The organism is Sphingobacterium faecale (assembly GCF_016746095.1).
GTDB lineage: Bacteria > Bacteroidota > Bacteroidia > Sphingobacteriales > Sphingobacteriaceae > Sphingobacterium > Sphingobacterium faecale.
The window spans coordinates 335,642-355,613 of sequence record NZ_JAERTY010000004.1; the positions used below are offsets into that span (position 1 = coordinate 335,642).

A 19,972-nucleotide genomic window follows, 5' to 3' on the forward strand; every position below is an offset into this window, starting at 1 on the left:
AATACTTAACCCGACAACATTTGGATACATTCACCATAGGAAATACCCCCCTACAACAATGCATTTATCTCTCAGAAAGACATCAATGCAATATACTGATCAAAAAAGAATACTATAATCTCAATAAAACCTCCAAGGATCGCCCGGCTTGGCATATGATTCAAAATGCAATTAAAAGCGGTAGACTTAAATCTGGTTACACTATTGTTGAAGCAAGTAGCGGAAATACAGGCATTGGTATTGCGCAAATAGCACAGCAATTAGGATACCCATGCTGTATTTTTGTCACCAAAGATTGCGCCCGCGAAAAACTTAAACTTCTACGGCAGCTTGATGCACAAATTTTTACGTGTGACAATTCAAACGGAATCGATGATCTGCTATCGACACAATACCAAGCAGCTGAATACGCCGCCAATACGCCCTTTTCTTTTTTTACCGATCAATATAACAATCCGCAAAATCCAATAGCTCATTATAGGACAACAGGTCCTGAGATCTGGGAACAATGTCATGGTAAAATCAGCCATTTTTTTGCGGGGATCGGTACAGGCGGTACGATATCGGGAGTGGGTAAATACTTAAAAAGTAAAAGTAATAATATCCAAATATGCGGTATCGAACCGAAAGGTTCTATACTTCAATATTATAAGGTACATGGCACCGCATCGCTAAAAACGTCCACTATGGACAAAATAGATGGGATAGGTCGTCGATTCATTCCAGGTACATTTACGGCCAGTCATGTCGATGACATTCTTCAGGTGAGCCGTCAAGAGACCATATCATGTGCTCACGACTATTATGAAGCGACCGGTACACTATTGGGGTTCTCCAGCGCAGCGGTTCTCGTTGGACTTGAAAAATACCTTCAGCATACCGACCTACATCCCCCGAAAGATATTGTACTACTCTTCGCCGATTATGGCGATCGTTATCTGAATAGCCTTTACCCTAACTTAAAAGAAAAACAAGTACAGTATGATAAGCTTTAATGATTTTGCAATTCCGTTGGCATGGCCAGATAAAACAGCATTCGGTGATGAACGTTGGATGGCATTTTTAAAAAAATGCGGTATTGTCAAAAATCTAAATTTCAAAGTAGGTCATGCCGCCATTCTATTGGTATCAGGTAGTACTGGCGAAATCGACTATTATGATTTCGGACGTTATGTGACTCCGCGTGGCGATGGGCGTGCTAGATCGAAGATTTTTGATTCGCGATTACACCTACATACCCAAGCAAAGTTCGCGAAGGGCAGCATTGAAAATATCATCTCTATCCTCACAGAGCTTACTACTTTAGAAGATGCAACACATGGTGGTGGTAGGTTACTATTTTCGATTGTACCCGGTATTTCCTATTTAGCTTCCAAACAATATGCAGATCAGATGACCAGCAAAGGCCCAGTGCCATATGGAGCCTTTGCTCCGGGTAACAACAGTTGCTCACGCTTTGTAGCTCAGGTGCTCCTAGCAGGAATGGTATTCAATGACAGTCGGATACACAAATTGAAATATCCGGAAACATTAAAGCCAAGTCCTATCAGCAACATCGTCAATACCCATAATGAGAGCTTTATCTACTGCTATGAGCACGGCAAACTACAGCAGTGGAGGACCAATCGTTTTCGATCTCTTCGCCTGCACTGGCAATTGTTAAAAGATAACTTCTCTCTGACACAGTCCGATACTTTAGGCTGTGACACAAACAATGGACAATTAGATCGCCCCAATCGCCCATCTCATCTCCAAGATAACGCCCAGTGGCTCGGAGGAATTGGTGAAGGCATGTGGTTCCAAGTTCTGAATACCGCAGACGAGCAATCTTACCTGGTAGAAAGTTACAATGCAGAAGGGCTATTGATCAATCGGTTAAGTACCTGGTGCCCACAACGGTCCTTAAATTTAAAACGGCCTTTTGAGATAACCATGCAAATGGACGGAAGCTATTTTACCATAATACAATGTGGGATTAAACACTTATTAAAAAGAAGAGAAAACACTTATTATAACAAAACCTTAAAAGTAATTTAAACATGGAACTTACCCTATTAAAAGCCAAAATACACACGGTCAAAGTTACCGAAGCAAACGTTTCTTACAACGGATCTATCACCATCGATGCCGATCTGCTAGACGCAGCCGGGATCAAAAAATATGAACAGGTATATATAAACAATGCGATAAGCGGCAGCCGGATTATGACTTATGTTATTCCCGGAAAAAGAGGTAGTGGCGAAGTGTGCATGAATGGTGGCGCTGCTCTACATGCTCAAGTTGGTGATACCGTACATATACTTTCGTTCGTAAGCATGGCTCCAGAACAAGCAGACACATTTCAGCCAACTTTAGTATTCACCGAGGGTAACAACCAGATTAAATCCATAGAAAAATACGATTATTGAAATTAACTGTATCTTTTTGTATTTAAGGCTTTAGCCCATTTCGATTTTCCGCAACGTTTACATTGCGGAAAATCTTTATTGTGCTCGCCAACTATACAACCACAATACATACAGGCAAAAGGTCCCTCTGTCGTGCTGACATTTACCTTTTTATAAGATGTCGGAAATAAGGGCAACCCGTACCTCACCTCCTCATCGGCGTAGAACAATACGCTCAGCGTACCGTCTACCTCCAGTACGGCGTCACGGACCTGTCCGAGATGCTCCACATTGAGGTTGCGCAACTCCGCAAAAAACTCCATTTTGGAAAAATTATTATCATCTTCGTGCTGCAGGTCGAATGTGCCGTTCTTGACTATCGATAATACCTTGCCTTCCAGCACATGGGTCAGCTTTTCAGAACGAGATGCCAGCCAGGTAATGGTTTTGTACACCAGCATCACACAGGCAAAGACAATAACAGCGTATACAATCGGTAGATCTTTTTGAAACATAGGGTCACCCGCTGCCGATCCCAAGCTGATGATAATAGCCACCTCAAAAACCGTAAGCTGGCGTACGCCCCTTCTTCCTGAGAGACGGAGGATCGTGAGAATCAGTACAAACATGATTACCGTTCGGATAGCTATCTCTATCAGAAAGTCCCCTTGAGAATCAGGGCCTATAAGGTCGTCCATTTCAATCATAACATTTGCTTCTGTACAAAAAAGTGGTGTCCCTATAAGAAACACCACCAATCATTAATACTGTTTTAAACCTTGCTAACATTGCGTATTAGTAAGTTCTAGGAGAATAACCGGTATATCGATCACTCCTGCAGATAGAACAGCCCTAATCGCTAAACGTTCATATCTATTTTTATTTTATTATCATTTACTTATAAAGCAGTTCTTTTAGTCGATTTGCATTTTCTATCGCGTGTCCATCCATATCATTATTAAAATAGATATAGCTATCCTGCACTTCTGGGTGTACCTCGATCGCTTTGATCAACTCCTTCAGTTCTTCATCCGTATAGCTAGATCCATACAGCTTGGTACTACCGTGCATCCGGTAATAGACCATAGATGTATTCACGACCACTTCGTTCGGCAGTTTAGGGTGGCTCATCCCGCAGAAAGTGATGTTGTGCTTTCCTAGCTTTTCATATACTTCCGGTCGCCACCAACTCGCATGCCTGAACTCTAATACATTTGGATAATTACTATCCAAAGCATCTATAATCCGTTGGAGTATCATATCATCGTATGCCATACTGGGAGGGAGCTGGAACAGCGCACACTTTAACTTTTCAGCTAGGCCATGCTGCACCGTATTATAAAAATCCGCCATCAGAGTCTGGGTATCTACAAATTTCTTATAGTGCGTAATCAAGCGCGGTGCTTTAACCGCAAAACGGAACTTTTCCGGTGTCCGCTTATACCAGTTCTGTAAAAAAGTAAGCTGTGGAAAGCGGTAAAAAGTCACATTTGACTCCAAGGTTTCAAAATGCCTGCAATAATAATCCAACCAGTCCTTCTGTGGTAGATCCTTGGGATAAAATTTACCTTTCCAATCCTTATAATAGAACCCCGAACAACCAATATGCCAATCCTCTTTTTTCACTTTCTTCATTTTTTGTTAATAAACCTTATTCCTTCCCATCTAACACCCCAATCACTGCTTGGTTCAGAACTATTTAAAACTGTTCCCATTTACGTCCTTTAGGATTATGCAAGTATACGATGACAACGATTCTGGATTAGAACTGTTCATTTATAAAAAAACATCATGAAAAATACGTTATACAATCACACAGCCTTAATCAACAGATTGATCGAAATCAACAATGACCGTATTGAGGGCTATGAAACGGCCATCGCCCTGCTCCCTAATAAAGAAGCGACTGGCCTACGTCAGGCTTTTGAATTCTTAAGGGACCAATCCCTGACCTTCAAAAACGAACTAGCACCGCTGGTAGTACAAAGTGGTAGCGAGCCCACAGAGAACACCCGGGATAGCGGCAAACTGTTCCGCGCCTGGATGACCTTAAAATCGACCCTTTCGTCCCACACTCTAGCTTCTATCCTAGATAGCTGCGATCAGGGAGAACAGGAATTCAGCGAAGTATACCGACAGGCCCTAGAGGAATCTACAGGCGCACCACTAGAGCTAGTGACGATTATGGAGCGGCAATCAAATCTTCAGCAAGAAACCTATAATAAGCTGAAAGAATGGAAAGATAACAGCATCTCAGAATAACTCTGCTATGATCCGGTTTATTATTTATAGGCACCGGACAACTCAATCAGACAATCTAGCCATCGAACAACGCAAATTATTGGAGCGCGAGGTTTACCTCGCCCAATAATTCCTCTAAATCCAGAGGTTTCGCCAAAGATACATCAACCCCAGCAGCTAAAGCTAACCGCATCCCTTCTGCCGTAGCCGATAGCGAGATGATATGTAGCTCAATCTTCCCAGCTTCATGTCGTATATCCTGCATCAGCTTATCCGCATTTCTATTCGGCATTCCCAGATCTACAATCAGTACATCCGGCCGGTCTAAAAGTATTCGCTGGTAAACATCTTTAATCGTGGCTTCGGATAGCACATGAGCAGGTGTGAGTTCGTACAATATGGTTTTGAGCACTTGTACCAAGTCTCGGTTCGTATCGCAGATCAGTATTTTATTGTCCATCTTAGTTCGGATTCAGCGCTAAAAATATCTCAACCCGATATAAAAGATTCATCTTAAAGAGCAGGATGATTTGTATTATTAAGTATAGATCGTAAAACAGGTGAATTGGTTTAAAAAAAATATTTCTTTTTAATTAAAAAGGGTAAAAATACGCGATAGTACTGCACTACTATACGTGTTTAAACATCATCCCACTTCCGCTAAATAGGTAGCGAAGCAGGATGATGGGTCAATTCGTCTAATAATGTCCTGGACCGATACGCCCTATATTTGATAGCCGCTGTCCATTAAAATGGGGGTGGTCATAGAATACCTCTGGGTCATAATCGCCTGCTGTAATCACAAAATTCTGTACGGCTGTGTTCTCCAACACCTTTCGAATAGCAATTTCATCGCTCGGACTTACAAAATCCGGATCGTAAGACGGCAGTTGCATCACCTGTTGCAGGGTAATCGGTACGACTACCACATCCGCATCTGGGTCGTATGTCACCTTGCTGCCATCATGTAGCGGGATATTCTCAGGATGCACTGAATCGTCTACAATCGCAGATGGCGTATGGTCTACCTCGTTGGTCTCTTCCTTGCTAAATGTTGCTATTCCGATCGGTATCAGAATCTGTTTCTCCAAACCCGCGGAATAGTTGTCATAATCCACCTCTATCACGATATAACGCACAAGCTGCGACACCTCATCAAATAAAAGCTCATCTACTTCGCCGATTTTCTTTCCCTGTAAGTCTTTGACATCCCAGCCCCTGATATCAGGCTCTGCATCTACAATCTCATAATCACTGCCTGTCAATTCGATCAGGTGGTTATTTCTTATTTCTTGATGTTCCATATCCATAGTCGTTTTTAGTTAATTTCCCTTTTCTCGTGTTGCATCTTCAAATACCACAATCTGCACATTGCGATTCTGCGCCCTGCCTTCCGCCGTCTTATTGCTTGCAATAGGCTGTCGTTCACCAATAGAATGGACAGAAATTTTCCCATAATCTATCCCGCCATGGTCGACCAGCCAGTTTTTAACTTCCGCTGCACGATCGGCCGCCAGTGTATTATTATGGGCAGAGTTACCGGTAGCATCTGCGCTTCCATATACTCCTACGTACGCGCCATCAAATCGCTTTTTAAGAATTGTGGCGATCGCTCTCAGTTTCGGTTCCGAAGCAGACTGTATATTCTTTTGATCTTTTGGGAACAGTATATTCTCTCCCAGGGTATAAATGGTGTAATCCGTACCCTTCCGTATAGAAATATCCGGATCTGTAATCTCTGTATCCGTCGTTGCCGGAGCATTGAAATCAATGCTGTTCCAATCGGGCTCGGTGATCGCAATAGCTTCCACCTGATCCGAAGTGAGGTCTGCATTGCTATCCACTATTGCAGTATCTCTAGTAGTTTCGGTATTATGCCCCCGTATCCACATGATGACGACAATCAGTGCGACTATTGCCAATAACAACCATAGCCACCAGCCCGTCCGATTCTTTCTTTGTACTTCTAAATGTGCCATATCATTTTCTTTTTAGCGTTATTTTATTGAAGTGAACAGGAGCCGACCGCAAAAGTTCAAAACCAATTTTTAATTTAAAGCAGAAATCCACTCTGCGTTCTCTAGTCCAACCTCATATTTAACAAACTGATAATCAATTGTGAACTTTTTTAGTACATAGCTGTTCTAGAATAGCACACTAACTGCAGAACTATGAATACGATTCTCCAGACAAAACTGATCATCTATTATTTTACGGTCGTATTGACGGCATCTGGCCTATTCTATGGCTGCCACGACGACAATAGTACCTACAACGATAACCAAGGTTTTATCAATAAAGCGCACAGTTCCTTACAACTCAAGATCGCCGCTGGCAATCTAGCCGTACAAAAAGGCCAAGCGGACAATGTACAGGACTATGGTGAAGAGATCGTAAAAGAACACAACGGCACCTCCGAAGAGATAAAAGAAATGTCCGTTGCCAATAGCTGGATAGTTTCTGAAGAGCTGCTGCCTAGCCATCAGAAACAATTCAGTGAGTTGCAGCAGCAAGAAGTTTCCGAATTTGATCTCGCTTTTGCAAAACTGATGGTGAGCTCGCATGAGGAAGCCGTCAATCTGTTCCGAATCGCAAGTGTAAACGAGAATGAAGTCTACGACTACGATATACAAACATTTGCCCGAGCAACCCTGCCTGTGCTCGAATCACACCTCAGTGAAGCAAAAGAGATCTTAGCGCAGAAGTAGCCTATAGGGTTAATCTCTAACCTATAATTGACAATCAGCCCCGAAAAGCCTATATTTGCTGACGAACTATATTAAAATGCCTTTGGCATGCTCTTATTATGTTTAGATTGCTAGTGATCTAGACATTCTTTTTAAACCGAGTTTCATCACTGCTTTACAAAAGTGTTTTTCTGTATGCTGCCATACGGGAATATATTTTTTTTAGTCTGATCTACCTACGGTACTCGTGTTTTCTATGCCGAGAGTTTAATAAAATAGAATCTATGTCTGCAAAAAAAACATCATCAACACCCCAAAAAACATCAAGATTTGTTGTACACAAACCAGTCTTCATCCCCACGCTGATCATTATTGTCGTCAGTGTGACCCTCGCTTTATTATTCCACAAAGAATCCGAAGTCGCCTTTGCGCGCATGCAGGATTTTGTTTCTGAAAATGGAGGATGGATCTACACCCTTTCTGTCAACTCCTTTATTCTATTCTGTCTGTATCTAGCTTTTGGCAAATATGGCGATGTACGGATCGGTGGCCCTGACGCCAAGCCCGAGTTCAAAGGAATAGCCTGGTTTGCCATGTTATTCAGTGCCGGAATCGGGAATGGACTTGTCTTATTCAGTATTGCGGATCCTGTACGGGATTTTATCGATCCGCCCCGGCTTGCACCTGATGCCGATCCTTCACTCATCGCCCAGGAGGCGATCAACTTTTCCTTTCTGCATCACGGTATCCATGGCTGGGCCATCTATTCTGTAATCGGTCTGGCATTGGCTTATTTTACCTACAACCGTAAGATGCCTCTTACGATACGTTCGGTTTTCTATCCTATTCTTGGCGACCGTATCTACAGTTGGATGGGCGATGCCATTGATGTCGTCGCCGTAGTAGCCACCCTATTCGGCCTTGCTACGACATTGGGCTTTGGTGTAGGCCAGATCAATGCTGGTATGAGCCACGTATTTGGTATCCCTACTTCCTTGTTATTCCAATACGGCATTATCCTAGCTATCACTGGGATCGCTACTATATCAGTAGTCTCTGGCGTCAATAAAGGGGTCAAATTCCTCAGCGAACTCAACATCGGCATTGCCGTTGTCCTCTTCCTTCTCGTTTTATTCCTCGGTCCTACCGCCTTTATCCTGAAAGGGTATATCCAGAATATCGGAAGCTACCTTCACAACTTTGTGGATATGGCTACATGGTCCGGTAATTATGGCGAAAGCGACTGGCACAATAATGTCACGCTGATGTACTGGGGCTGGTGGGCCTCCTGGTCTCCTTTCGTAGGAACCTTTATCGCCCGTGTATCCCGAGGGCGTACCATCAAGCAATTTGTCCTAGGCGTACTGCTCCTACCCGCCTTAGTTACCTTCCTTTGGTTCTCCGCTTTCGGTGGCACCACCATGCAGGGGTTGATCGGCGGTGATTATGCACTTGTAGATGCCGTCAAGGAAAACATCTCTACCGCGCTGTTTGTATTCTTCGAAAAGTTCCCTTTCGCCATTATCTTCAAGATCCTAGGCATGCTCCTGATCTGTAGCTTTATCATCACCTCCGCCGATTCAGGCGCCCTGGTTGTAGACAGCATTACCTCCGGTGGGCAGCGCCGTACACCTGCCATACAGCGTGTGTTATGGGCATCCCTATCCGGGATTATCGCCGCAGCACTACTGACCGGTGGCGGCCTCAATACCTTACAGGCTGCTGTTACGATATCGGGTATGCCATTTGCCATTCTATTGGTTATCATGTGTGTATCCCTTCTTATCGGTATACGCGAAGATTATACCATGGAACAGCGACGCGCCAAGATGAAGCAGACCGAATCGTACAAAGCTTCCATCACCAAGATCATGCGCGAAGAACAGGCCATCAATCCTGCAGAAGAAAAAGACATCGAACTATCGAATGGAACTGTAGCACGATTAGATACAACACCTTCTACGGATAGCGATAACAAGTAATTAAAAAAAGACAGAAACATGAACAAGATATTAGTCGTCGCATTAGACCTTACGGATCACGACCACACATTGATACGCTACGCCAGACAGCTGCAGTCCCACTATAATATCGGACACATCCATTTTATACACAACATCAAAGTATCCGAATTGGACGAACTCCTCACCGAGATGCTCGAAGACATACAGATCGCCCCCATTATACAGCGCAATCTAGAACACAAAGTACAGCAGGTATTCCACGATGAGACCACATACACTCTCACCCTCTTAGAGGGCGACAATACTGAATTCGGGATCAACGAATGGGTAAAAAAGCATAAGGAAACAGCGACGGTTCTATTGGGATGGAAGACTGCCGAAAACGGCACTGGTGCCATGGCACAAAAGCTTATACGACTATCTCAGGCCGATATTCTATTGGTACCCAAGGAGCATACTTTTGCTATAGAGCGGTTGCTTATACCGAGTGACTTCAGTGCTACCTTTTCCAAAGTAAAGTATAAAGTCGGAATGTTGGGCGCCAGCCAGGTACAGATATTGAAAGTATACAACATACCGAGTGTATTCTTCCCCTTCATCGATGATGAGGCAACACAGTTGAAAGCCGAAAAGCTCGCAAAGACACAGTATGCAGAGCTCAGCAAAAAACTAAACATACCACCGGATTGGCAATTAAAAACCCAATATCGAAAAGAAAAGAGTGTCGCCGATATCATCGCTAGGGAGAGCAGGTTATTTCAGGCAGACCTAGTCGTTCTAGCTGCTAAAGGCAGTAACAGTATTCCCTCTATTTTTCTAGGTAGCACCACCAATGAACTGATCAACAAAGAGCCCTTTCAGTCAGCGATCTATGTAGTCAAGTAATTTTTAATATATCCTTTAGCTATGTGCAGAACACATAGCTAAAGGATACCACTATTTCACAAACTTATGCCAAAGGATGTGAAGTCCAAGGATATGGTTCAATAAAGCATCCTTTCGGGTCAACGAAACCGGATTTTTATCTTTTTTGTACAGATCCACAAAAGTATTCAGTTTCTTTATATCGAATACCCCTACTTCTCTTATACTTTCTTCGTTCATATAAGTGGCCATGAGCTGTTGTAACCCATTCTGTTTATTCGGATCAGTATGACCAGGAGGAGCCATAAAAGCAAATTTCTCCCGGGTATACAGTTCCTGTGGAATAATACGCTTCATTGCTTCACGCAGCACCCATTTTTCCGTATTTCCATTAATCCGGAGATGAGGCGGGATCTGTACAGCCATATCGACCACCTCCTGATCCAAAAAGGGAGGTCTCGACTCCATTCCATTTGCCATATCTACGCGATCACCACCCCAGTTCAATATCTGACACTCTAGCATCGTTTTACACCAGGTATACTGCGCCTTATCCAATACATGTCTATCTTCGAGTTTCTTCGCATCCAACGAATCCGCTATTCCTGCTATAGGATCATAACCCTGCAGTTGATCTGTAAGATCGTCGTGCAATAACGGTCTTGCCAATTCCAGTGTCTGCATCCAAGGCTGAATCCATGAAGGCGTAAAACCACATACATCGTCCATGGCTTCATGAGCAAGTACCCTATCCGATAAAATCGCCCCAGTAAATAATTTATTGGTCTGATCCATCAGCTTACGATAAGACTTCGCTTCATCGCCCTGTAGCTGGTTACTCATCCCATACCTCAACATATCTCTTTTAAAACTCGGGTAACCCCCAAATAATTCGTCCGAACCTTCGCCCGTCAATGCCACGCGGCACCCCTTTCCCACTACGGTATGGCTCATCAGTTTTTTAGCAACGCCCAGTGTATTGTAAAACGTGCGTTCGGAATGCCACACCGTATCGACATAGTTAGATCCGTACAGATCTTCAGCTGTGAGTACAATTTTGGTATGGTCAGCTCCCACACTATTGGCCATCCGCGTGGCAATAGCGGCCTCGTCATAATCTGCATTGTCAAAGCTGATCGTAAAAGCTTTCAGCGGATCCTGACTCCACGCGGATGCCATTCCCAGTATGGCGCAACTGTCTATCCCTCCCGATAGATATGCTGCTACCTCGACGTCTGCATCCATCCTTACCGCTACAGCATTCGAAAGCCTTTGCTGCACTTCTTCTATATATACCGCATCCGAAATGCCCTGTAACCTTTCTTCTTTTTTTGGAAAATCCAGATCCCAGTATTTAACTTCGTTGACCTCGATACTACCTGTTGAAAAATCCACTATCAGCATATGGCCGGGACGTACTGCGTGAATATCCTTAAAAGCGGTAGAGCCCGGTACCATGGTCTGCATCAGCTGATGCACAATACCTTTAGCATCCAGACTACGCCGTACAGCAGGATGTGCAAAAATTGACTTTATTTCCGATCCCCAATACAAAGCTCCATCGGCTATATGGTAAAATAACGGTTTGACACCAAATCGATCTCTCGCCAAAATCAATTTCTTATTTTCCCGATCCAACAGTGAAATCGCGAATTCCCCATTTAAATGCTCCACGAATTCCAGTCCATACTTGAGATATAGTGGAAGTATGATTTCATTATCATTTTTGGATAGAAACCGATGACCTTCAAACTGTAGCTCCAAACGGGTTCTTTTATAATCATAAAACCGTCCGTTGGCCGTTACGATGACGTCATTTTCTTTTTCAAATATTGGATTTGCCGTAGCACGATCACCATTCACATGCAGGTACTGATGCCCCATAGCTATTCCTCTCTGACCATCTACATGGCTGTACGCGCCGTCTGGACCGCGATGTGCTATCGCTTTGAGCATCCCGTTTAATAGGTTCTTACTATTTTCTCCAATTCCTTTAGGATTAAAAAATCCGGTTATTCCACTCATTAAATATTATGCTTTTAAACAGTTTGTAATTCCAGTTCATTTTCTTTCACCACATTGATCCTATCACCAATATCCTTTACCCTATCCAGTACAGCCATATACAGGGCCTGCCGTACAAACACAGCACCATGTGCCTGATCAAAGTAAAGATTGTGTCTACTATCATCAAGGCTATGGTCCAGTTCGCCGAGACGTGCCAGCGGATGCAAGATAATTGCATCTTCTTTTAGCGGACTACCAGCGTGCAGCTTGAAATTGCTATCCATCGCCTTGTACGAATCCCCCAAGAATGCGATTGAATTCATATAGATGACGTCAAGATCTTCTACTGTACCTTCCATATCATGAGTACACAGCCATGGTATTCCAGCGTCAGCTAACAGCTGATTTAGTTCTTCTCCTAATGGATCTGCCAGTTCCGATACAATCGTAATCTTTTGGATATTATCCTTAAACAATAATGCCATGCGCAAAAAAGAGTTGACTGCGCGCATACTTCCCGGGCTCCCGAGTATACCAAGGTTTATTTTCTCCGATTCAGGTAATTCCTCATTTAAAATAGCCGGTTTCCATTTCAGGATGGCATACCAATCTGCCAGAGCCTGTGTAGGATGTTCACCTGAGCCATTGCCGGCATTGACGAGAGGAATCCGTAGGTTTTCTCCAATCTCTGCGATGGCCTCCGTCTGCGTATGTCTTAGTACGACCAGATCTCCATAAGCGTTAAACATTTCGCCGATATCTGATAATGACTCCCCTTTGGCCACCCCTGTATTACGAGCACCTTCAGGTATGCTTATAATCTTGGCTTCTTGCCGCAGGGCTGCACTCTCGAAAGACAATCGTGTACGCGTACTGGGTTCGAAGAATGCCGTAATAATTATATTTCCCTTCAGGGCATCGGTCAGTTCCAGCTTCTTAGATTCCAATAACGCGGCTAACCTACACAGCGCACAGACCATCTCCCTGCTGAACTGATCTACAGTGACTACAGACCGCCCGACAATTTCTCCCAACAGGGAGAAGTCTATATTGTCATTCCGAATTAAGTTTTCTGGATCAGGTTTTATCCCCTTAAACTTGTTTGTTGTTCTAGACTTCATGTTACTCTATTTATATCACCACACTTGTTTGTTGATCACATCCCTTATAAATAATACGATAAGTATCATCACACTGATTCCAATTATCACTATAGCTGTAAGAATCAGGATCTGAATAAAATTTTCAGAAAAATTCATATATACGTTGTTTAATCGTTAAAAACCGTCAATCGGCGACTGTACCTAACTCGTAGGCTCCTCATCCAATTTCTTCCAATCAAAATCTGCAGGGAATAGATACGTGCAGAGTACCACTGTAATCATGGAAACCGCTGCTCCTACCAGCGACGAGGTGTACCATCCGATGTACATATAACTCCATAATCCGGCAACAGATCCCAGTATCATCCCCCATAATGCGCCTTTAGTATTGGCTTTTTTCCAAAACAGTCCTGTTGCAATCGGCCATATCGTACTTCCCACCATAGGCCCTGCTAGAAACAGGATACTTGCGAGTGTACCGATATTGGGGAGACAGAGCATCCACGCCACAAAACCAACAAGAAGTATCATATAAGTAGCAAACTTCTTAAGCTGTCGTTCAGTAGCCTGTGGCCTAAACAATTTTCGGTACACATCCTGGGTAATCAGATCCGATATCGCCGCCAATACCGCATCGATACTGGAAGCCAGCGAACAGAACAATACAATAAACACCACAATAGCACCTACAGGTCCTAACACTTCGGCCGCTACTGTAGGGCCCACCATATCTGGACGTGTAATATTGATACCCAGCGAATCACTCGCCAAAGCGATAAACCCTGCTGCAATGGGGATCGGTATCCATAATAATCCTGCCAGGCGGAATGCTTTCTTCCCCACCCCCTTACGTAGCGCAAACGTACGGCTCCACCATACATTGCTATGGAAAACCTCGCCCATGCTAAATAAAAGGTTGTTAAAAATAGCCATCAGCGCTGCTGGGAAAAAGAGGCTCAGTAACATAGGCCTATCCTGCTCAAGGCCAGTGTATATCGTATCAAAATCGACATAACTATAGATACCTATACCGACCACCACAATACCTATCATAATTAATAACGATTGTATATAATCTGTACCAATCACAGCGTATAGCCCTCCAAAAAGCGTGTATCCGACGCAGACTGCGATAATGACCGTCATTCCCATATCGTAGGGAATACCTGCTATAGAATGCATCAATATCCCTCCTGCCATCCCCATACTGACCAACCAGATCAGACTATAGAATACACTGATAAATAGAAACAATATCCAGGCTGTTTTGCCATATCTCAACCGTATAAAGTCGCCACTGGTATATCCTTTGGGCATCAATTGACGGATACGCTGCGCCAATGGTGCAAACAGGAGAAGGCCTATCGCTGCCGTAGCATAGGCCAACATCCCCCACACCCCCATCTCCAAAACAAATTGAGGTGCGAGCATGGTGGTATTGGAAGTCACCCAAGTAGCCATTACTGTAGCCGTTCCCAAGGCCATGCCCACATTACGGCCTGCCAGCATATGTCCATCCAGATTCTTTGATTTACGTCCCCAGTAGAGCCCAAGTCCAAGCCAAAGTATACTCAAAACAGCGAGCAGCCCCCACCCGACAGACGGAGGTACTATGTATAATATATGTGTCATTTAATTACTAATTAGGCGAGTTAAGATTTAAATAATTTCTCACCACCAACACCGTGGTGATAATAAATACCAAGGCACCGAGCATGAGTAGAGAAATTGCTAATTGGATGGGGTGATGTCTGACTTCTAATTCGACTACATTAGAATAATCACCATGCTGGTTACGTAGGCGGTAATAATAGGTTCCATCATTGAGGCCTGATAAAAAGGTCCCTTGGTCAGGCCCAGAATATCTTATTTTAGGTTCGTAAAAAAGGTTATCACTGGCCTCTTCGAGCTCGTACAGCTGTTTATCGGGACTTTCCCATGCGAGCTTAATAATGCCCTGTTGTGTCTGTGTCCCCTTGGCAACTTCGAGCACAGGAATATCCGAGCGTGCACAACGCACGAATAAAACAAAAAATACAGCAATCAATAAGTAATACTTAAGCATAATTCTTATTTATTAATAAAACTTTAGATTATTGTTGACGGGAGCTTATTACGGCCGGGGTCAACACCCATGAATTTTGTAGAACGTACTACAAAGGTTGAAGTAATGATTTGGAATTCCAAAGAATACCACGACTTTTTTCCATTAAAAAGTGATTGTCGTTTTTAGCAAAAGACGTAGAAAATAGGGTACTTTTTTTATATGACCTAGTGTTGATGATCATTTTTCTTTATAGTTCAAAAATAATAATATTGACTGTCGCTATTTCATCGCAAATGAAACAAAACAACGAATCCCGTGACACAAATAACTCCCCATTTCTGTCTCTAAAACAGATAAACAAAGATAATGATGAATACTCCCTTTCCCTCATAAGCATTACATATACTTCAAAACACATTCCATAAACACAATCTATGCAATAATTCAAGCAATGCCGAACTGTTTTACATATTTTAGCAAGCTATGAACCTACACAATTGCAATACATGGAAGATTTGATAACCAAAGTTTATAATGTGGTATGGAGTGATGCGCTGGTCTATCTTTGTCTTATTACGGGTATCTATTTTACGGTGCGCTTTAAATTTCCGCAACTCACACAACTGAGGGAGATGGTACGCCTCCTTTTCAAAGGCAGTAGTTCGGACAAAGGGATATCCTCCTTTCAGGCCTTTTCATTAGCGATCTCGGGCCGCGTCGGCACGGGTAATATCGCAGGTGTCGCTACCGCCATAGGTATGGGAGGACCGGGCGCCGTATTCTGGATGTGGATCATTGCATTTTTGGGAAGTGCATCGGCTATCGTCGAGGCCACTCTGGGACAGATGTATAAAGAAGTAGACCAAGGAGAATATCGCGGTGGGCCGGCATTCTATATCTTAAAAGGACTACGTTCCAAAATATTTGCCTGGACATTTGCGATCGTTACCATCATTAGCACAGGCTTTCTTCTTCCGAGCGTACAGAGCAATAGCATCAGTGTCGCTGTCGAGAAGGCATTCGCTATCCCTCCCCTCTTCACCGCCCTATTCCTAGCGGGGTTATTAGGCATTATTATCATCGGTGGGGTAAAGCGTATCAGCAAGGTCGCCGAATTTGTTGTTCCTTTTATGGCCGGAGCCTACATCCTCATGGCTATCGTTATTATCGTTCTCAACCTTCAAGAGGTGCCCAGTGTTTTGGCACTCATCGTTAAATCGGCCTTTAACATGGAGGCCACTTTTGGTGCCGTGGCCGGCAGCGCCATAGCCTGGGGCGTAAAACGCGGCATCTATAGCAATGAAGCCGGTCAAGGTACTGCTCCTCACGCAGCAGCAGCAGCCGAGGTTTCGCACCCGATCAAACAAGGTCTGGTACAAGGTTTTTCGGTTTATGTGGACACACTGTTCGTATGCACCGCCACTGCATTGATGATCCTATTCACGGGGCAGTACAATGTACAGGCACCCGAAGGAGGCTTTATTGTCGAACATATTCCAGGTGTAGAAATGGGTCCTGCGTTCACCCAACAGGCCGTAGCACATCACTTTCCAGCTTTTGGGAATATCTTTGTAGCCCTAGCACTCACATTTTTCGCTTTCACCACGATCATGGCCTACTATTATATCGCCGAAAGTAATGTCAGCTTTATCAGCAAGCAGTCCTCAAAACGTGTTATCGTATGGTTACTGCGTATACTTATCCTTATCTCTGTCTACATGGGCTGTGTGAGCACTGCCGAATCTGCATGGACTTTGGGCGATATCGGTGTAGGAATGATGGCTTGGCTCAATCTTGTTGCGATCATACTACTCCACAACAAGGTGTATAAACTCTATAAAGATTATCAAGAACAATTGTCTCGTAAGGAAGACCCTATATTCGTCAGCAGCAAATTCAATTTTAGAAATATGGACTTTTGGTCGGGAAGAAAAGAATGATTATTCTCCCGGTGCCGACGGACTTCTAAATATGCCGTTATCGGCTATTATTAAAGGATCCGCATTGCTGATACCATTCAGGTCGGCATTAAGCCATTCGAGCGCACCGTTACCTGCGTTCAATGCCATAAGACCCACGGATTCACCTTGTGCCACCAAATTATTGCCATAGGCATACAACCGCCCATTGGCATAAGTGGCAGAGGCATCCAGTCCGATATTATCATTCTGCCATAGTTTGACACCGTCTTCCAAACGTACCAGATAAGGCCGGCCGTCGGCATTAACAGTACTTCCATTTTCGTAGATTCCGAGGACATACTTGCCATCGATCACAGTCGGCGTATAATATCCTACCATATCCCCTCCACTATCCTTTTCCCAGACGACCTGTCCATTATTAATGTTTATACAAAAAAGCTTACCTCCCATACCTACGCTACGGCTCCCGTGCAAAAGCACTTTGCTGCCCGAAATAATTGGCGTACCTGCTCCGTAACTCGCGTCGGGCATAGGTATCCGCCATAGCTCCTTACCACTATAGAGATCTATCGCCACCAGATCATTCATAGGTACGACCAATGTATTCCCTGAAATCTTGGCCCTACCGGTTACGGCCGTTGCGGCAGGAAGAGTAAATGTCTGCATAGGTTTCCCATTTGTTTTATCCAACAGGTATAGCTTATTCCGCTCGTCGCCCCATAATGCTGTACGACTTGACCCCACAATCACATATTTATCCTGCACGCTCAGGTAAGTCGGATAATAACTGTTGCGTGTGCCATCGAAATCAGGATCCAGGGGGCGCGACCAAAGTAACGTACCGTCCCCTTTCAGAGCAACGGCTATTCCCGAATGGCCGATGCTATAACAAACACCATCTTTGAAGCTAGTCTGCACCTCGCTGGCAGTTATGGACTCTTCTTTAAAGAAAGACTTACGCCATAGGAGTTGTTTGCTATTCAGATCAATAGCGTTGATTGTATTGCTTTCATCTCCGTTATAAATTTGATTCCCATCCGAACCCAGTCCCGACACATCATTTTGCCGTCCGAAATCAAAAAGCACATCGGCCTTACCATCATTGGCACTGACACGATACACCTTTCCATCGCTGCTGGTCAGAATAGATTTATTGGTTCCACTGTTATCAAATATCGGTTCATTTTCTGTACCTGTAGGACCATCCTTGCTACAGGATATTAGAACTGGAATAAATACTATAACAAAAGGTACGGCTAAGAATTTCTTCATAAGTAAGACGTTGATCGAATAAAAGGACTATTAGTTTCCACCATTAGATATATAACGAAAAACAACTGACGTATAGTGTATTACAAAACCATGATTTACGATTAGCCCCGATACTTTGAGATCGGATTTCAAGTCTTAGTAGAACGTATTTATACGGATACACTTGATTTAATACGGCATTTTTAGTTTTCGGGTTTTGTCCAACAACATAGTTCTTAGTTTTCTGTTCTTTATTAAGAAAAGAACGAAACATAACGTCACTATGAATATCGGCATTATCGGAACATACCCACCAAGGCAGTGCGGTATCGCAACATTTACCCAAGATTTATTCAGATCTCTAAGCTTGGATCCAAGCATAACACCGGCTATTATTGCCATTTCGGATGGTAGCGAAGGCTTCTTTCCTTCTGAGGTGTCCGCATGCATTGAAAAAAATAACGCTTCCAGTTACCTTAAGGCAGCAGCGCATATCAACGAGACTTACGATGCTGTTATCATACAACATGAGTACGGCATATTCGGTGGCGAAAGCGGCAATTATATATTATCTTTAGCCAAAGCTCTTTCCATTCCTGTTGTTAGTAATTTTCATACGGTGCTCCAACATCCCAGTGATGCAGAGCTCCGGGTACTTCAACAGCTTGCAGTCTACAGCCATAGCATTACCGTCATGACTGATACCGCTGTAGAGATGCTCAGGCGCATCTACGATATTCCCGCTCAAAAGATAGAACTCATTCCTCACGGCGTGCCCCATTTTGCCTACCGTCAAAGCGAGGCCAAACAACAACTGGGCCTGACAGGTAAAAAAGTAATGCTCAGCTTCGGTTTTCTGGGTCCCAGTAAAGGCTTCGAGACCGCTATAGAAGCCGTGGCCGCCGTACCGCAGGATGATTTTGTTTATATTATTTTGGGCAGCACACACCCCAATATCCTGCGGGAGGCAGGCGAGTCCTATCGCGAATACCTACAGGCAAAAGCACAAGAACTGGGGATAGCCGACAAGGTCTGTTTTATCAACGAGTTTGCTTCCGAAAAACTGCTTACGCAGTACCTTAGTGCCTGTGATATCTATGTCACGCCCTATCCCAATGAGAATCAGATCAGCAGTGGTACACTTTCCTTCGCCATCGGCGCAGGCGCCGCCGTGGTATCTACGCCATACTGGTATGCTAAGGATTTATTAAAAGACAACCGAGGACTGTTATTTGACTTTAAAGACAGTAAAGCACTCAGCTTAATTATCCGTGCGCTATTGGAAGAACCCCAGCTATTAGCCAAGTACCGGTATAATGCAGCACGTTATGGGGCAACTATGAGCTGGAGCAATATAGGTAAGCTACAGTCCAAACTTCTTAAACGGATCATAACACGTAACGTGGCCGTCCCAGTGACCTTACCCCGCAGTAGCGCTCCGCACCATGTTAATAATCTAATACATACATCCACTCATAAACTGTCCTCTTAAGTAAAAA

At 43.8% G+C, this 19,972-nt stretch carries 19 protein-coding genes; 9 read left to right on the plus strand and 10 right to left on the minus strand.

The genetic code is table 11. The annotated features are described in order from the left end of the window. Positions 1-20 precede the first annotated feature (20 nt). The 3 genes from JKG61_RS09445 to panD are packed head-to-tail and all read left to right on the plus strand — an operon-like array spanning position 21 to position 2,408. A complete protein-coding gene (locus tag JKG61_RS09445) occupies positions 21-995 on the plus strand; it encodes a cysteine synthase family protein (RefSeq protein WP_202102721.1) in 975 nt (324 codons plus the stop codon). Next, a complete protein-coding gene (locus tag JKG61_RS09450) occupies positions 982-2,037 on the plus strand; it encodes a DUF6695 family protein (protein WP_202102722.1) in 1,056 nt (351 codons plus the stop codon). Before JKG61_RS09445 ends, JKG61_RS09450 begins: the two co-directional genes overlap by 14 nt. 2 nt (positions 2,038-2,039) lie before the next feature. Continuing rightward, positions 2,040-2,408, plus strand: coding sequence for an aspartate 1-decarboxylase (panD, locus tag JKG61_RS09455; RefSeq protein ID WP_202102723.1), 369 nt, complete (start codon positions 2,040-2,042; stop codon positions 2,406-2,408). A gap of 2 nt (positions 2,409-2,410) precedes the next feature. On the opposite strand, the gene JKG61_RS09460 is transcribed toward panD, so the two are convergent. Beyond that, on the minus strand, positions 2,411-3,142 hold the full coding sequence (locus JKG61_RS09460) for a DUF421 domain-containing protein (RefSeq protein ID WP_317192402.1): 732 nt from the start codon (positions 3,140-3,142) through the stop codon (positions 2,411-2,413). Between the two features lie 139 nt (positions 3,143-3,281). After that, complete coding sequence (locus JKG61_RS09465) at positions 3,282-4,022, minus strand: DUF72 domain-containing protein (protein ID WP_202102724.1); 741 nt, start codon at positions 4,020-4,022, stop codon at positions 3,282-3,284. Between the two features lie 156 nt (positions 4,023-4,178). Between JKG61_RS09465 and JKG61_RS09470 the strand changes: the two genes are divergently transcribed. Next, positions 4,179-4,649, plus strand: coding sequence for a PA2169 family four-helix-bundle protein (locus JKG61_RS09470; RefSeq protein ID WP_202102725.1), 471 nt, complete (start codon positions 4,179-4,181; stop codon positions 4,647-4,649). Between the two features lie 76 nt (positions 4,650-4,725). Here the strand turns inward: JKG61_RS09470 and JKG61_RS09475 are convergent, their stop codons facing one another. From JKG61_RS09475 to JKG61_RS09485, 3 genes are all read right to left on the minus strand, one after another. Continuing rightward, complete coding sequence (locus JKG61_RS09475) at positions 4,726-5,088, minus strand: response regulator (RefSeq protein ID WP_202102726.1); 363 nt, start codon at positions 5,086-5,088, stop codon at positions 4,726-4,728. A 238-nt stretch (positions 5,089-5,326) separates the two neighbouring features. Beyond that, positions 5,327-5,932 carry a PRC-barrel domain-containing protein gene (locus JKG61_RS09480; protein ID WP_202102727.1) on the minus strand — a complete coding sequence of 202 codons (606 nt, stop codon included), beginning with the start codon at positions 5,930-5,932 and terminating at the stop codon, positions 5,327-5,329. 18 nt (positions 5,933-5,950) lie between these two features. Next, complete coding sequence (locus JKG61_RS09485; RefSeq protein ID WP_202102728.1) at positions 5,951-6,607, minus strand: OmpA family protein; 657 nt, start codon at positions 6,605-6,607, stop codon at positions 5,951-5,953. Between the two features lie 192 nt (positions 6,608-6,799). Between JKG61_RS09485 and JKG61_RS09490 the strand changes: the two genes are divergently transcribed. The 3 genes from JKG61_RS09490 to JKG61_RS09500 all read left to right on the plus strand — a co-directional run bounded on the left by JKG61_RS09490 (position 6,800) and on the right by JKG61_RS09500 (position 10,164). Further along, entirely contained in the window at positions 6,800-7,336 is a 537-nt protein-coding gene (locus JKG61_RS09490; RefSeq protein WP_202102729.1) for a DUF4142 domain-containing protein, read from the plus strand. Between the two features lie 263 nt (positions 7,337-7,599). After that, on the plus strand, positions 7,600-9,297 hold the full coding sequence (locus JKG61_RS09495; protein WP_202102730.1) for a BCCT family transporter: 1,698 nt from the start codon (positions 7,600-7,602) through the stop codon (positions 9,295-9,297). An 18-nt stretch (positions 9,298-9,315) separates the two neighbouring features. After that, positions 9,316-10,164 (plus strand): universal stress protein, encoded by an 849-nt coding sequence (locus JKG61_RS09500; protein ID WP_202102731.1) that lies wholly within the window; start codon positions 9,316-9,318, stop codon positions 10,162-10,164. Positions 10,165-10,215: 51 nt separating this feature from the next. On the opposite strand, the gene asnB is transcribed toward JKG61_RS09500, so the two are convergent. The 4 genes from asnB to JKG61_RS09520 form a co-directional block, all read right to left on the minus strand. Further along, positions 10,216-12,168, minus strand: a complete 1,953-nt coding sequence (asnB, locus tag JKG61_RS09505; RefSeq protein ID WP_202102732.1) for an asparagine synthase (glutamine-hydrolyzing) — start codon at positions 12,166-12,168, stop codon at positions 10,216-10,218. Positions 12,169-12,182: 14 nt separating this feature from the next. Beyond that, a complete protein-coding gene (locus JKG61_RS09510) occupies positions 12,183-13,271 on the minus strand; it encodes an aspartate/ornithine carbamoyltransferase family protein (protein ID WP_202102733.1) in 1,089 nt (362 codons plus the stop codon). Between the two features lie 183 nt (positions 13,272-13,454). After that, the gene (locus tag JKG61_RS09515; protein WP_202102734.1) at positions 13,455-14,885 is read right to left on the minus strand and encodes a sodium:solute symporter family protein; all 1,431 of its coding nucleotides are present in this window, start codon (positions 14,883-14,885) and stop codon (positions 13,455-13,457) included. Between the two features lie 7 nt (positions 14,886-14,892). After that, positions 14,893-15,318, minus strand: coding sequence for a hypothetical protein (locus JKG61_RS09520; RefSeq protein ID WP_202102735.1), 426 nt, complete (start codon positions 15,316-15,318; stop codon positions 14,893-14,895). A gap of 488 nt (positions 15,319-15,806) precedes the next feature. Here JKG61_RS09520 and JKG61_RS09525 point away from each other — a divergent pair, with 488 nt between their 5' ends. Further along, positions 15,807-17,240, plus strand: a complete 1,434-nt coding sequence (locus tag JKG61_RS09525; protein ID WP_202102736.1) for an alanine/glycine:cation symporter family protein — start codon at positions 15,807-15,809, stop codon at positions 17,238-17,240. Here the strand turns inward: JKG61_RS09525 and JKG61_RS09530 are convergent, their stop codons facing one another. Continuing rightward, entirely contained in the window at positions 17,241-18,494 is a 1,254-nt protein-coding gene (locus tag JKG61_RS09530; protein WP_202102737.1) for an outer membrane protein assembly factor BamB family protein, read from the minus strand. It lies immediately after the preceding gene. A 262-nt stretch (positions 18,495-18,756) separates the two neighbouring features. Between JKG61_RS09530 and JKG61_RS09535 the strand changes: the two genes are divergently transcribed. Beyond that, positions 18,757-19,965: a glycosyltransferase family 4 protein gene (locus JKG61_RS09535; protein WP_202102738.1), complete on the plus strand. Its 1,209-nt coding sequence runs from the start codon at positions 18,757-18,759 to the stop codon at positions 19,963-19,965. The last annotated feature ends 7 nt before the right edge of the window (positions 19,966-19,972 follow it).